The sequence below is a fragment of the Streptomyces blattellae genome, from assembly GCF_009709555.1.
Taxonomy (GTDB): domain Bacteria; phylum Actinomycetota; class Actinomycetes; order Streptomycetales; family Streptomycetaceae; genus Streptomyces; species Streptomyces blattellae.
Map to the genome: position 1 here is coordinate 21,393 of NZ_WJBG01000220.1, position 13,674 is coordinate 35,066.

At 71.8% G+C, this 13,674-nt stretch carries 12 protein-coding genes; 3 read left to right on the forward strand and 9 right to left on the reverse strand.

All coding sequences use genetic code 11. The annotated features are described in order from the left end of the window. The first annotated feature begins 6 nt into the window (after window positions 1-6). Window positions 7-435 carry an IS200/IS605 family transposase gene (tnpA, locus tag GFH49_RS31400; protein ID WP_155059465.1) on the forward strand — a complete coding sequence of 143 codons (429 nt, stop codon included), beginning with the start codon at window positions 7-9 and terminating at the stop codon, window positions 433-435. Window positions 436-727: 292 nt separating this feature from the next. Here tnpA and GFH49_RS31405 read toward each other — a convergent pair whose 3' ends face one another. Further along, a complete protein-coding gene (locus GFH49_RS31405) occupies window positions 728-1,573 on the reverse strand; it encodes an aldo/keto reductase (RefSeq protein WP_155059455.1) in 846 nt (281 codons plus the stop codon). A 282-nt stretch (window positions 1,574-1,855) separates the two neighbouring features. On the opposite strand from GFH49_RS31405, the gene GFH49_RS31410 reads away from it, so the two are divergent. After that, the gene (locus GFH49_RS31410; protein WP_155059456.1) at window positions 1,856-2,638 is read left to right on the forward strand and encodes a hypothetical protein; all 783 of its coding nucleotides are present in this window, start codon (window positions 1,856-1,858) and stop codon (window positions 2,636-2,638) included. A gap of 130 nt (window positions 2,639-2,768) precedes the next feature. On the opposite strand, the gene GFH49_RS31415 is transcribed toward GFH49_RS31410, so the two are convergent. The 7 genes from GFH49_RS31415 to GFH49_RS31445 all read right to left on the reverse strand — a co-directional run bounded on the left by GFH49_RS31415 (window position 2,769) and on the right by GFH49_RS31445 (window position 11,235). Then, on the reverse strand, window positions 2,769-3,581 hold the full coding sequence (locus tag GFH49_RS31415; protein WP_155059457.1) for an ANTAR domain-containing protein: 813 nt from the start codon (window positions 3,579-3,581) through the stop codon (window positions 2,769-2,771). 100 nt (window positions 3,582-3,681) lie between these two features. After that, on the reverse strand, window positions 3,682-4,473 hold the full coding sequence (locus tag GFH49_RS31420) for a TIGR03943 family putative permease subunit (RefSeq protein ID WP_155059466.1): 792 nt from the start codon (window positions 4,471-4,473) through the stop codon (window positions 3,682-3,684). Next, complete coding sequence (locus tag GFH49_RS31425) at window positions 4,470-5,477, reverse strand: permease (protein WP_155059458.1); 1,008 nt, start codon at window positions 5,475-5,477, stop codon at window positions 4,470-4,472. Before GFH49_RS31425 ends, GFH49_RS31420 begins: the two co-directional genes overlap by 4 nt. Before the next feature lie 235 nt (window positions 5,478-5,712). Further along, the gene (locus GFH49_RS31430; RefSeq protein WP_155059459.1) at window positions 5,713-5,877 is read right to left on the reverse strand and encodes a hypothetical protein; all 165 of its coding nucleotides are present in this window, start codon (window positions 5,875-5,877) and stop codon (window positions 5,713-5,715) included. A gap of 20 nt (window positions 5,878-5,897) precedes the next feature. Further along, complete coding sequence (locus GFH49_RS31435; protein ID WP_155059460.1) at window positions 5,898-6,554, reverse strand: Uma2 family endonuclease; 657 nt, start codon at window positions 6,552-6,554, stop codon at window positions 5,898-5,900. A gap of 157 nt (window positions 6,555-6,711) precedes the next feature. Beyond that, window positions 6,712-7,401 (reverse strand): hypothetical protein, encoded by a 690-nt coding sequence (locus GFH49_RS31440; RefSeq protein ID WP_155059461.1) that lies wholly within the window; start codon window positions 7,399-7,401, stop codon window positions 6,712-6,714. A 90-nt stretch (window positions 7,402-7,491) separates the two neighbouring features. After that, window positions 7,492-11,235, reverse strand: coding sequence for an nSTAND1 domain-containing NTPase (locus GFH49_RS31445; RefSeq protein WP_155059462.1), 3,744 nt, complete (start codon window positions 11,233-11,235; stop codon window positions 7,492-7,494). Window positions 11,236-11,489: 254 nt separating this feature from the next. Here GFH49_RS31445 and GFH49_RS31450 point away from each other — a divergent pair, with 254 nt between their 5' ends. After that, window positions 11,490-12,263 carry an NPP1 family protein gene (locus GFH49_RS31450; RefSeq protein ID WP_155059463.1) on the forward strand — a complete coding sequence of 258 codons (774 nt, stop codon included), beginning with the start codon at window positions 11,490-11,492 and terminating at the stop codon, window positions 12,261-12,263. Window positions 12,264-12,349: 86 nt separating this feature from the next. Here the strand turns inward: GFH49_RS31450 and GFH49_RS31455 are convergent, their stop codons facing one another. Further along, complete coding sequence (locus GFH49_RS31455; RefSeq protein WP_328288306.1) at window positions 12,350-13,672, reverse strand: extracellular solute-binding protein; 1,323 nt, start codon at window positions 13,670-13,672, stop codon at window positions 12,350-12,352. Window positions 13,673-13,674 lie beyond the last annotated feature (2 nt).

Below are 13,674 nucleotides of genomic sequence, written 5' to 3' on the forward strand. Positions count from 1 at the left end.
GTGCCTATATCACTGCGATGGGAACCAAACCCCGATCTGAGGAGGGGTAGAACAGTTGTCTACACCCTTCACGTACGCTTGGTCTTCACCCCCAAATACCGGCGCGGTCCGTTCACCGACGAGATCCTCACGCGCTGCGAGGAGATCATGCGGGACGTATGCGCGGATTTCGGCGCGGAACTCACCGAGTTCAACGGCGAACGCGACCATGTCCACCTCCTCGTGCACTATCCACCCAAGGTCGCGCTGTCCCGCCTGGTCGGCTCCCTCAAGGGGGTCTCCGCCCGGCGCCTGCGCCAGGAGTTCCCCGACCACATCCGCCGTTACCTGTGGGGCGACCACTTCTGGTCCCCCTCCTACTTCGCCGCCTCCGCCGGCGGCGCACCACTCGCCGTCATCAAGCAGTACATCGAGCAGCAAAAACGCCCCGGGTGACGCCGGGCAGCCCCTTCGGCCGGGTGCGTCACCCGGCTGCGCCGGCAGCCCTGTGGGCGCTCCGCGCCCACAACCACAGGTGCTGCGATGCTCCGCATCGCTACCACAGGATGCGATTCCTCCCGGGGCTGAAGCCCCGGGGTTCCTCGCAAGATCAGGCTGAAACGCCACCCCAGCACGTTCAGGTCACCCTCAACGGGCTGAGATCGCCCCGGGATCCTGCGCTGGTAGCCCGCGCAGGGCAATCGAATGGTGCTGCGTCCAGCACGAGGTGCCCTGCTGGTGATGAACGTCAGGAACGGAGCCGGCTGACGAATCCGCGTATCCCGCCCACGGGGTTGACCGTGTCGAGGTTCGCCATGGCCTGGTCGTCCAGCTTGATCGCTCCGGCGGCGACGTTCTGTTCGAGGTGGGCGACCGACGTCGTGCCGGGAATGAGGAGGGCGTTGTCCGCGTGGTGCAGCAGCCAGGCCAGGCCCACCTGCATGGGCGTGGCCCCCAGCTCCCGGGCGATCTCCTGGACGACGGGCTCATGGACGACCTTGGCCGAGCCGGGGAAGGCGCCGCCGAGCGGGAAGAAGGGGGCCCAGGCGATGCCCTCGGCCCGGCACAGGTCCAGGACCTCCTCCTGCTTGCGAGAGGTGAGGCTGTACTGGTTCTGCACGCAGACGACGCCCAGGGGCAGCGCACGGCGCAGCTCGGTCAGGCTCACGGCGCTCAGGCCGATCGCGCCGATCAGGCCCTCCTCCCGCATGGCGACCATCTCGGCCATCTGGTCGTCGAAGTCGACCTTCTGCTTGGGGGTCAGCGGGTAGGTTCCCGGTGCGATGCGGCGCATGTTGACCACGTCGGGGCGGTCGGTCCGCAGGCTGCGGAGGTTGTCCAGTACTTCCTGGCGCAGCTCTTCGGGCCGCTGGGCCGGGACCATCGGCATCGGGCCGCGCTTGGGCGGGCGCGCGCCGACCTTGGTCACGATCACGACGCCCTGCTCGGAGCCGAGTTCCTCGGCGAGGTAGGTGTTGGCCACGCCGCCTGCGTAGAAATGCGCGGTGTCGAAGTGGTCGACCCCGAGCTCGAACGCTCGACGCAGGACCTTGCGTGCCGAGGCGGCGTCCTTGAGGCGTGGCAGCTGCATCATGCCGTAACCGACCCGGGCGACCTCGTGCCCCGACAGGGGGTAAACGCCGCCTGGGCGCGGGCTGGTGGGCTGGGGGGGACGGGTTTATCGGTCCAGGCATGGAGTGGGTCCTTTGGGCGACGACACAGGGCCGGAAGCGGAGGCGGCTCCGGTTCGGAGACGGTACCACTAAAACGGAGGCGCCTCCGCTTTGTTGCCCCGCCCAGCCCCGCGCAGGGGCCCGCTCACCCGGACGGACCGGCGCGCTGGTGGGCCCACGGGCGCGATGGTGCGGTAGGAGACATGTCCCGCACACCAGCCTGTGTCCTCCTCGGCTCCGTACTGCTGCTGATCACGCCCGCGTGCTCGGTCGACTGGCCGGAGACCCCCTCGGCGGCCGTGCCGCCCGGCGTCCCCACCGCCGTACGGTCACCGTCACCGTCGCCTTCGCTGTCTCCCTCGCCCGCGGGCGCCCCCTCCCTCACCAAAGCGCAGACCGAAGCCGCGCTGATCGGGGAGAGCGATCTCGGGGAGCCCTGGGCGCCGACGGAGGGGGCCGCCACCTGGCGGGACGGGGTGCTCAAGGCGGTCGCGCAGCCGGTGGAGTGCCAGCGGCTGCTGGACAGCGTCTATACGGATGAACTCTTCGGTACGGCGGCGGGGACGCGCGCGGTCGTCGCGCTGGACGACGTCTGGGACGGGGCGCAGTTGCGCTATCAGGTCGTCACGCAGCACCCGGCGGAGGCGGAGAGCACGCTCGCCTGGCTGAGGTCGCTGCCGCGGAAGTGCGCCACGTTCGCGGCGACGACCGCGCAGGGCGCCGTACGCGAAGGCCAGGTCAGCGGTCTCGAACTGCCCGGCATCGGCGACGCCCGTCAGGCGGTCCGGCTCACGCTCACCGGAGAGCCGGCGGAGGGCGAGTTCACCCTGACCCTGGACGTGGCCGCCGTCCGCGTGGGCGACGACGCGCTCGCGCTCACCAACGGCGGCGTCGGCGCGGTGTCGGCCGAGGTCACCCAGGGCGTCGCGGAACTGGGCGCCGCCCGCCTCGCCGAGGTCCGCGAGCGGGGCCGCACGGAGGTGTGAGGGCGCGCGGGGGCGGCGGCCAAGGCGCTTCGCGAGCGGCGACCCCACAGAAGCCGCCCTCAGCGGGTCCCCCGAAATCCGGTACGTACCACGGACCCGCGGCCGAAGCACCGGACGGCCGGCGGAGCGCTCAGTCCCGGTCGAACCTCGTCCGCTGCGCCACCACGTCCCGCGCGACGTCCACCGCGGTCCGCTCCTCCGCGAACGCCCGCCCCCGAAGCCGCGCCATCGCCTCGTCCGCGCCGACCCCCAGCTGAGCCATGATCATTCCGGTGGCCTGGTAGATCTCGTCGTGCTCGGTCGCGAGCCCGCTCAGCCACCACCCCGGGTCGAGCACGCCCTCCTCCTCGCGCGGCAGGGCCATCAGCGCCACGGTCATGACCCCGGCCAGGAGCCGCGCGGTCCGCAGGTCACGCGCGCCGAGCGGGCCGGGCTCGCGGCGGTACAGGTCCAGCGTGCCCAGACATCCCAGGCCCTCCGGCCCGGCTCCGGCGTCCTCACCGCCCAGCGGCACGGCGTACGCCGCCCGTATCCCGGCCGCCGTGGCCTCCATGGCGAACACCGGCCAGCGCCGCGCCCCCTCCCCGCCCGCCAGGTCCTCGGCGAACACGGCCGCCCCGGCCTGCGCGGCGGCGAGGCAGGGCCCCTCGCCCAGCGTCGCCTGGGTCTCCGTGAGGTACGCCGCCAGTTCGTCGCTCGCACACAGTTGTACGGGCATCCCGCTGGCGTGCAGCGATACGGCCGCCCCGGTCACGTCCACCAGCCGGACCGTGACCGCGCACAGCCGGCCCGGTATCTCCGCGGGCCGGGCGCCCCGTACCTCCTCGCCGATCGCACGGGCGGCCGGATCACGTTTCCGCTCCGAGGCGGGCCGGGGACCCTCGCCGCCGACGGATCCGCCGTGCCGCTCGTCCCTGGGCCGCACGGTTACCGCCTCCTCCATACGGTGCGGCGTACATGGTCTCTGCACCCGGGGCGGGCGGCCGGACCGTCCGTCCCGGATGCCGCCCGACTACCCGGGGCCCCTCGCCACAAACGCCCGCCTACCGCTTCTCGTACGGATCCGAGGGCTGCGTCACCCGCACCACCGACCCGGCGTCGAGCACCGGCGGCCAGGCCGCGTCGCTGCCCAGCTCACCCTGGGGATGCCAGGTGCCGGTGACGGTGACCCAGGCGTCGGTGGGCGGACGATCCGAAGAGGCAGCGCCCCGGATCTCGATCTTGCTGGTGGTGGCGTCGGCGGCGCAGCAGGTGACGTAGAGGCGGGTGAGGTACCAGGTGCCGTCGTCGTCCTGGGTGACGAAGCCGGTCATCCGGACGGTACGGCCCTTCAGCGAGCGTCCGCTGTCGTAGATCGCCCGGGAGCTGAACTCGGCGAGCGTCAGCCGCACCGGGTCCCCGGAGGGCAGCGCGGGGAACGTCCCGACCCCTTGGGCCGCCCGCTGGGCCGCCTCGCGCCCGGCGCTGTAGGAGCCGAGCGCCGGGGGCGGGAAGAGGAGGAGGGCGACGGCGGGCAGGGCCAGCAGCCAGGCCAGCCGGGGGCCGGGATGCGCATGACCGTGCTCCCCATGATGGTCGTGGTCGTCATGGTCGTGGTCGTCATGGTCGTGGTCGTCATGGTCGTGGTCGTCATGGTCGTGGTCGTCGGAGCGCCGCCCCCGCCACCGTGCGACCCCCGCCGCCGCCCCCAGCAGCACCAGCACCGTCCCGGAGACGATCAGATACGGCCGTAGCCCGGACTGCACATACCGCAGGTACAGCTCGCTCAGCAGCGAGATCCGCAGGATCGCGGCGCCGGTCAGAAGGAGCAGGATCGCCGAGCCGTAGCGCCTCACAGCAGCCACCACCCCACCAGCACGCTGCTCGCCAAGGCCACCACCCAGGTCACGGACGAGAACCGCAGCGCGAAGGAACGCCCGAAGGTCCCCGCCTGCAGCGCGATCAGTTTCAGGTCGACCATCGGGCCCACCACCATGAACGCCAGCCGCGCGGTCGGCGAGAAGCCGGTCAGCGAGGCGGCGACGAAGGCGTCCGCCTCGCTGCACACACACAGCACGACCGCGAGGACGGCCAGCAGCAGCACCGACAGCCAGGCGGAGCCGGTGAAGACGTCCAGGACGGACCGGGGGACGGCGATGTTGAAGGTCGCCGCGGCGGCCGCGCCGAGGACGAGGAAGCCGCCCGCGTGCAGGAAGTCGTGCTGGAGTCCGGAGGCGAAGCCGCGCAGCCCGGTCGTCGCGTTCGACGGCGTACGGCCCTTGGGCAGCCGCAGCCACTCCTCCTTGCCGAAGCGGACCCACAGCCAGCCCATGGCGACGGCGGTCGCGAGCGAGGCGACGAGCCGCCCGAGGACCATCGTCGGCTGCCCGGGAAAGGCGATGGAGGTCGCGACGAGGACGACGGGGTTGATCGCGGGAGCGGAGAGGAGGAAGGCGAGCGCGGCGGCCGGGGCGACCCCTCTCCTCATCAGGCTCCCCGCCACCGGCACGGACGCGCACTCGCACCCCGGCAGCACGACACCCGCCGCGCCCGCCACCGGCACGGCGAGCGCCTGGTTCCCCGGCAGCAGGCGGCTGAAGATCTTCTCCGGTACGAAGGCGCCGATGGCGGCCGAGACGACGGTGCCGAGGAGCAGGAAGGGCACGCCCTGGACGGCGACGGCGGTGAAGACGGTCCACCAGGCCGCCACGGGCGGGGTGTAGAGGTCGAGGGCCAGCACCGGCCCGAGCACGGAGACGACGGTGGCGACGGCGATGAGCGCGGCGCCGCCCAGGACGGCGTACACGAGGGTGCGTACGGCGAGCCACAGGCCGTCGGCCACAGTCCGTCGGTTCTCCACGTGCCTCGCCCTGCGTCAGTCCCGCTGTCCTCGCGCAGGTTAACCGCAGCCTCTGTGGGAAGGCCCGGCTTTCTCACAGAGGAGGCTGTGCGGGCGCGGGCCCGAGGGTGGTCGTGCCGGGTGCCGTACGGTGTCCCAGGCCCAACTCCCCTGGCCCCTCTTGCCGTTCGGCAAGGGCAGCCTCTAGGTTAAACGGCGGATTAAACATGCGTAGGGGACCTGCTTAATTCACCGCTCAACACACCGCCGCTGTGAGGTCGCCGTGCTCAAGCGCACCAACCCCACCCAGCGTTACGCCCGAGGCCTCGCCGCCGCCGTCATCGCCGTAGCGACCCTGCTGCTGGCCGCGAACGCGGGTCCGGCGCGGGCGGCGGACAAAGGCCAGGTACAGCAGGTCCACCAGCCGTCGGTGAACCAGGGTCAGAACTTCGCCGTGTCCAGCTCGAATCCGAAGGGGGCGGGCAGCGGAACCGTGAGGCCGAGCTTGCACTTGGGGGCTTGGGTGTAGTCGTCGCCGGAAGGCTCGGAGTACACGACGACTTCCGCTTCCTCGCGATCGATCAGCAGGTAGACGGGGATCCCGGCGCGGGCGTAACCGCGGATCTTCTTCTCACGGTCGCGGTCAGCCGTGCTGGTGGAGGTCACTTCGGCGACGAGCAGTACAGGCAACGTGTCGTGCCATTGCTGCTCGTCATCGAAGCTCCCCTCGGGCGCGATGACAAGGTCGGGGACAACGTTACCGGTCTCGGATGCCCCGGGAACCTTGAGGCCAATGCCGGTGTAGGTGAACAGGAAGTCGTCGGGATCCTTCCGGAAGATCTGCCGGTTGAGCTTCGACACGATCTCCTCGTGCTCCCCATTGGCCGGTGGCGTCACGCAGATCTCCCCTTCGATCAACTCCACGCGCCAACCCCGGGGGGCCGCCGCACTGAAGAGCTCGAAGACCTGCTCCACGCTCGCGCCCTCATGGCTGGGCACGCCGCTGTCCGCGTCGCTGTCGCCGTCAGGGTCGTCGTACGGACCGTGAATGGCCTCGCCCTGGTACCCCGGCATGATGATCGGCTCCGCCGTCGCCATGACAGACCTCCTCTGCTCAGCGCGACCAAACCAGAGTAGACCGGCAGCCCGGATACCGAATCCGGAGACGTTCACTCGAACGAGTGTGCTGTTACGTTTCCGCACCGGCGGCGAACGGCGAACTCCACGAAGGCGACGGCGACGCAGACCTACCGCGTCAGCACTTCCACGTCTCCCACTTCATCTCGCCCTTGAGCGAGCCGTCTCCCCAGGCCACCGGGGTGTCGATCCGCAGGCCGGTGGAGCCCTTGCCGGGGTAGTACCAGTGGTAGTGGCCGTGGTTCCGGGAGCCGTAGTGGACCTCCAGCCAGCCCTGGGAGTGGTGGACGAGGGGCTGGAACCAGTACTGGCCCTTGTAGCCGGGGCGGACGGTGTTGGTGAGGGTCTCGGTGACGGTGCGCTTGTCGCCCACGGTCCAGGTCTCGTTGGACTCGGCGCTGGCCTTCATGCCCATCGAGATCTGGTCGGCGAAACCGGCGCTGACCTCCAGGGTCGTCTTCGTGCCGTAGGAGTACGAGGTGTTGGTCTCGTAGGCGGCGGCGCGCGCGTACGTGGCGTTGTCGGTGCCGTGGCAGTTCGCGAAGACGTTGCTCGCGGCGTGCCAGTTGCCCGGCGAGTTCCAGGTGCTGACCTCGTGGTAGCGGCAGAGGTCGGGCCTGCCCGCGTTGCAGTCGCCGATCACGTCCGGCTTGTCGCTGCCCCAGCCGGGCGTGTACGCGTTGGCCGTGCCCGTGGAGAGCGGGATGAGGACCAGGGCGGCGGCGGGCGCCAGCAGGGCCATGCGGACCCGGCTTCGCTTGAGCACCTTCACCTTCACCTTCAAGTTCATGTTCATGTTCATGTTCATGGGGAGGCTCCTCGGGGGTCGTGAGGTGGGGACCTGTGGATCCAAACCCGCCGGGGAGTTGATCGGGCAGCCGTTCCGTACGCCGATCAATTACTTCGCCGCTCGTTCCTCGCGACCGCAAACCTCCTGGAACCGAACATCAGGGACATACGCCCGCCACTGCGCCCGCGTCAGCCCGCCGCCCGTCCGCTCGCACACCCTCGCCACCGCCCGCCCCGTGTCCACGGCGTACCGCTGGAGCGGAACATGCGCGCTCCCGGCGTACACGGTGCCGCTGTCGGCGCTGAAGGCGAGGGTCCTGATGCCCTCGCCCGGAGTCGGCAGTGGTCCGCCGAGCGGCTGCTGGGTCTCGGTGTCCCAGAGCTGGAGGGTGCCCGCGTCGCCGCCGACGGCGAGGGTGTGGCCGTCGGGGCTGAGGGCGAGGGCGCTGACGGCCTCGGGGGTGTCGTCGAGGGGGGCGGGGAAGACGTTGCGCAGGACGCGGGCGCGATGGCGGACGTCGCCGTCCCAGAGGGCGACGCGGCCGGTCTGGTCGCCCGCCGCAAGCGCGCGGCCGTCAGGGCGGAAGGCGAGGGCGCTGACCTGGTCGCCCTGGACGAGGTCCTGGGCGGCACCCGGTGCGGACGGCGTGCGGGCCACGCGGTTGTCGCCGACGACGAGACCGCCGTCGGGGCGGACCGCCAGGTGGATGCTGGCCAGGTCGGCATCGGTGAGGGCGCTCGTGCGCCGGCCGCTCGCGGTGTCCCACACCTCGTTGCTCAGCTCGCCGATCTGCGGTGTGCGGGTGGTGTAGAGGGTGCGGCCGCCGGGGCCGAGGGCGAGTTCCGTCACCGCCGTGGCGGACTCGGTCGTCGACACGTCCACGCCGCCCTGCTCCCGGCCCCGCCGCACGTCCCAGAGGGTGATGCGCTGGGGTGCCGCCTGCCGGCCGGGCGCCGAGTAGCCGTAGGCGACGGTCGTACCGTCGGGGCTGAACGTCAGCAGCGGCAGCGTGTACTCGGGCACCACCGGTGAGGCGGGGTCCAGTGAGACCGGCCGGGGCGGGGACGGGAGCCTGCGCAGGAGGCGGCCGTCCTGTGCGGCGCGGAGTTCGAAGCTGTAGTCGGCGCCCACACGCCGGACCGTGGCGAGGGTGCGGCCGTCGGGGCTGAGGACGGCGTCGTCCACGGGCTGGTCGCTCCACCGGCTGGTCGTGGGGCCGGTCAGGTCGAGGGTGTGGACGGTGCCCCCTTCTATGTAGCGGAGGAAGGGGCGCTCGCGGTCCCAGGCGAGGCGGTCGTAGACGTGCTGGTTGTTGAGGGGGTGACGGAAGACGGGCGCGGAGGGGTCGGACAGGCGCCAGACGCGGATCTCGTCGGGGCCGGCCGTGGCCAGGAAGGCGCCGTCGTGGCTGAGGGAGGCGTACCGCAGTCCCCGGTCGTCGACCGCGGCGACCTCACGTCCCGAGCGGATGTCCCAGACGTGGGCGCCGTCCTCGGAGACGACGGCGAACCGGCTGCCGCCGCCCCGACCGAACACCACCGCCGACATGTCGCCGCACCGGCCCCGGTCCTGCTCCCACGCGCCGTGCAGCGTGCGGTGGGCGGCGACGTCCCAGACCTGCGGTGCGCCGCCCGTGGGGCATACGACCACCTGCCGGTCGTCGGCGCTCGGCATCACGTTCGCCCGGTCGGCCTCCCGCGTCTCGAACAGCAGACTGCCGTCCGACACGGAACGCAGCTGCACCCCGTTGCCGTACACCTTGCCCAGCAGATAGCTGCGCCCGCTCGCGCCGAACCCCAGGTCGGAGTCCCCGCGGGCCGCCGGGGCTCCGGCCCAGCGTCGGGTGGCGGTGTCCCACAGTCGTACGCCGCCCTCGACGGACAGCGCGAGGATCCGGCCGTCCGGTCCCGCCGCCCACACCTCGCCCTTCGGCATACGGCCCGTGCCGGTGCGACGGCGCGTGGCCACGTCCCAGGTCTGCCAGGTCCCGTCCTCGGCGCTGAGCAGGGTGCGGCCCGAGTCGGCCGTGAAGCGCTGCGCGTGGTAGCCGGGGGTGGGGTCGGTGAAGGCGTCCGTCTCGCCCTGGGAGAGCGAGCCGAGCAGGGCACGGCGGGACTCGGGCAGCGCGGAGATGTCCCACGCGGCGACGCTCAGCAGCATCGCGGCCCGCGGGTCCGTGGTGCGCAGGCCGTCGGCGACGGCGGCGATCCGGCGGGCGGTGTTCTGGGTGCGCTGGCGCAGGTTGTCCCGGTGCTGCTGGTAGGCGACCAGGCCGACGACCATGGCCACCGCCAGGACGGCCGAGAACGCGGCCGTCAGGGTCCGGGCGCGGCGCGTGGACCGGCTGGCGGCGCGGCGCTCGGCCTCGCGCGTCTCGAACGCGGCGAGCAGGAAGGAACGCTCCGCGGCGGTCAGCGCCGGATCGTCCCGGTGGTCCGGGAAGAGCTCCTCGGCGCGGGTCAGCAGGCTGCCCCGGTACAGGGCGCCGGGGTCGCGGTCGTGCTCCAGCCAGGCGCAGGCCGCCTCGGTCAGTCCGCGGTGATGGCGCAGCCGCTCCCGGTTCTCCTCGATCCAGTCGTGCAGCCGGGGCCAGCAGGTGATCAGGGCCTCATGGGCGAGGTGCACGGCCTGCTCGTCGGCGGTCAGCAGCCGGGCGCGGGCCAGCCGCTCCACCACCGGCGGCAGTTCGGGGTCGGACCAGTCGGCGAGTTCGTCGCGGGTGACCGGGCGGCGGGTGTCGGGGGTGCCCTGGCCCGGCTCGACCATGCGCAGCAACAGCCGCCGCGCGGTACTCGCCTGCGCCGGTGACAGCTGCCCGTACACCTGCTCCGCGCTCGCCGCGATCGCCCCGCGCACCCCGCCCGCCGCCTCGTACGCGGCCGGCGTCAGCAGCCTCCCCTTGCGCCGCTTCCAGGTCTCCAGCAGGGCGTGCGAGAGCATCGGCAGTCCGCCGGGCTGGTCCAGCACCTCGTCGACGACCCGCGCGGTCAGCTCCCGCTCGACCAGCAGCCCGGCCGCCTGGGCGGGCCCGACCACCGCCTCCCGCAGTTCGTCCGCCGTCATGGGGCCGACGAGGAGTCCGGCGCCGCGCAGCGCCTCCGCCAGGTCGCGGTGCTCGGCACAGCGGGCGTAGAAGTCCGCCCGTACGGCGATCAGCACGCGCAGCCTGCTGTCCGGGTCGCGGGCGGCGAGCAGCCCTTCGATGAAGGCGGCGCGCTCCTTTCTGTCCCGGCAGAGCGTGAACACCTCCTCGAACTGGTCCACGACCACCCAGCTCTCCGGCTCGTGGGAGGCGGGCGTGAGCAGATGGCCGTACCGCGTGACCGGGCGGGCGCCCGGGGTGAGGATGCGCAGGACCGCCGGGTCCTCGTGGCGGGCCATCTCCTCGCGGAGGCGGGGGATGAGACCGGCGCGCAGGAGGGAGGACTTGCCGCTGCCGGAGGCGCCGAAGAGCACCGCGAAACGGTGGTCGCACACCAGTTGCTTCAGGTCCTCCGCGACCCGGTCCCGGCCGAAGAACAGTTCACGGTCGCCGGGCTCGAAGCGGGCCAGGCCCCGGTAGGGGGGTGCCGCCTCCTCGTCCCGTACGTCCCCCGCCTCCGCCTCCTTCCAGCGCGTCTCCCATTCGCCGGGGTCGCCGCCGCACGCCCGTACGTATCCCTGGACGACGGCGAGGGACGGCAGCCGTTCACCGGCCGCGGCCTGGGAGAGGGTCGTCGCGGAGAACCCCGCCGTCTCGGCCATCCGCCGGTACGCCAGGCCGCCGGCCGCCCGGCGCAGCTCCCGCAGGTCGTGCGCGAGCCGCTGGACGGGGCCGGCCTCGGGGTCGACGGGTCTTTCGGGTCGTGCCACGGCTCGCCCTCCTTCTGTACGGCTCGATCGCGTTCGTACGGTTCTCGACGGCGTTCGTACGGTTCTCGATGGCTTTCGTACGGCTTTCGTACGCGGCGTTGATTACAACAACACGACGTCCTGACAAACAACCCCCGCAATTGATTCCCCTGATGAAAGGGGCTGCCGAACAACTCCGACGCTGGCCAGTCTCGGTCCCGCACCGCATCACGACGCCGGTTCCCGGCAGACCGAGCAACTGGAGAGCACCCGAAATGTCCAAGAGCCTCAGCAAGAGAACGTCCCGTCTCGGCAAGGCCGCCCTCGTGGCCGTCGCCGCCACCGCGCTCACCGCGGGGCTGGCGGGCAGCGCCAACGCCGCCATCCTGAACCCGCTGCCGTGGAACGCGGGCACGTTCCAGAACAAGTACATGCCGCTCTTCGACTACGACACCAACGGCTGCCTGCCCGCGGCGGCCGTGGACGCGAGCGGAAGGCTCAACGGCGGGCTCCAGAACAGCGGGTCGATCACCGGCGGCTGCCGCACCAACCACCTCGGCAAGGCCAACACGTACACGCAGTCATGGTGCAAGAACGGCTGGTGCGCCTACGTCTACACGCTCTACTTCGAGAAGGACCAGACCCAGAACGGCATCGACATCGGCGGGCACCGCCACGACTGGGAGTCCGTCGTGGTCTTCCAGAAGCAGGGCGAGGAGCGGCCCCGCTACCTGGCCGCCTCCCGGCACGGCGGCTACAGCACCCACTCGATCAACGAGGTGCCCATGCAGGGCAACCGCGTCAAGATCGTCTACCACAAGGACGGCTCCAGCACCCACGCCTTCCGCTTCGCGAAGTGGGGCGAGGTTCCGCGGGTCTGGGGCAACGGCACGTGGGACCAGCCGGGCCTGGTCGACGTGACCAAGATGGCCGACGCACCGCGCAACGCCCTGTGGAACTCCAAGTGGGGCAAGGCCAACTTCCCGCTGACCGGCAACCTCCAGAGCAACATCAACAAGGCCCGGCCCGCCGCGGTCCCCGCGTTCTGACGCACGGACCGCCCCTGACAGCCGCCGGCGGGACGCCCCCCATCCGTCCCGCCGACGGCCTTTCGGCTACGCGGGCCCGCAGGTGTTCAGCCGGGCAGGGCGTCCTTCAGTGCCTGGTGGAGGTTGTCCGCCAGTTCCTCCTCCGGTGGCGGGTCATCGGTGAACAGGGGGCCCAGCTGGGCGATGAGGGTCTGGTTGAAGGCGCCGTACAGGGCGGTGCGGGGACGTTGGACGGCCTGCTGCAGCGCGGGGAGGAGCGTGCCGCGGGCGTAGGCCGGGCGGCCGTCCGCGCGGGGCATGTCGTCGGGGCGCTCACCCGTCGCGGAGGGCGTGGGCGTGGCCGCCGCCGTGCAGTCGACCGTGTCGTCGGTGTACGCCGACTCCCGGGTCGCCGCGAACCCCGCGTCCAGCAGACAGCGTTCGCTCTCCTCGCCGGTGAGGAACTCGATCAGCTCCCGGGCCTTCTTCGACCGCGGCGAGGCCTGCGTCACCGCCAGGTTCTGCCCGCCGAGCACCGCCTTGCCGGGCAGCGGGACCACGCCGAGCTGGTCCTCGTCGAGGGTCTGGTTCAGGGTGCCGTACGCGTACGGCCAGTGCCGCAGGAACGTGGTGCGGCCCGCGGCGAAGTCCGCCATCGACTCGGCCTCGTTCGAGTCGAAGGCGTCCCGGAGGATGTACGGCGCCCGGGTGCGCTCGCGCAGCTCCCTGATGCCCTTCTCCAGCGTCTCGGCATCGCCCGTGTACTCGCCCCGGTCGTCGGTCAGCTCCAGGTCCGGCACCGCCGACGCGAACGCCTCGACGGCGTTGACGGTGCGGCCCTCGTAGGGGCCGAGCTGGGTGGTCCAGCCCTTCTCGTAGCCCCCGGGCTCGTCGTCGCCGAGGAAGTCGATCAGGCCGAGCAGGCTCTCCCAGGTGAGGTCGCCCGTCAGCTCGGACTGCTCCAGGCCCGCGGCCTGCAAGTGGTCGCGCCGGTAGTAGAGCAGCCCGACGTCGCTGTTGAACGGCACCGCGTACACCTTGCCGTCCCAGCGGGCGGTGTCGGCGACGGAGTCGATGAGGTCGCCGTCGAGCAGCCGGTCGGGCAGCGGTCGTATGAGACCGGACTCGGCGAACTCCGGCACCCAGGTCACGTCCAGGTTGACCACGTCGTAGGTCGCGCTGCCCGACTGCAGGGCGCCGAGGAGCTGGCTGCGCTGCTCGTCGGCGCTGCCGGTGAGTTCCACCAGGCGGGCCTTGAAGCCGGTGCCCGCCCTGGCCTCCCGGTCGTTCCAGGCGTCGATGAGCTGCTGGCGGATGCCGCTCTTGCCGGTGACGTCCAGGCCGCTGGCGATCACGATGTCGCCGACCACGTCGTCGGAGGGGACGGCCGACGTGCCCTCCCCGCCGCCGGTGCAAGCGGCCACCAGCAACA

Bases quoted from the DNA above. Each gene is read 5' to 3' on its own strand.
- GFH49_RS31415 (WP_155059457.1), bottom strand. From the start codon at position 3,581: ATGGAGGAGGCGGTAACCGTGCGGCCCAGGGACGAGCGGCACGGCGGA.
- GFH49_RS31405 (WP_155059455.1), bottom strand. From the start codon at position 1,573: ATGATGCAGCTGCCACGCCTCAAGGACGCCGCCTCGGCACGCAAGGTC.
- GFH49_RS31435 (WP_155059460.1), bottom strand. From the start codon at position 6,554: ATGGCGACGGCGGAGCCGATCATCATGCCGGGGTACCAGGGCGAGGCC.
- GFH49_RS31440 (WP_155059461.1), bottom strand. From the start codon at position 7,401: ATGAACATGAACATGAACATGAACTTGAAGGTGAAGGTGAAGGTGCTC.
- GFH49_RS31450 (WP_155059463.1), top strand. From the start codon at position 11,490: ATGTCCAAGAGCCTCAGCAAGAGAACGTCCCGTCTCGGCAAGGCCGCC.
- GFH49_RS31410 (WP_155059456.1), top strand. From the start codon at position 1,856: ATGTCCCGCACACCAGCCTGTGTCCTCCTCGGCTCCGTACTGCTGCTG.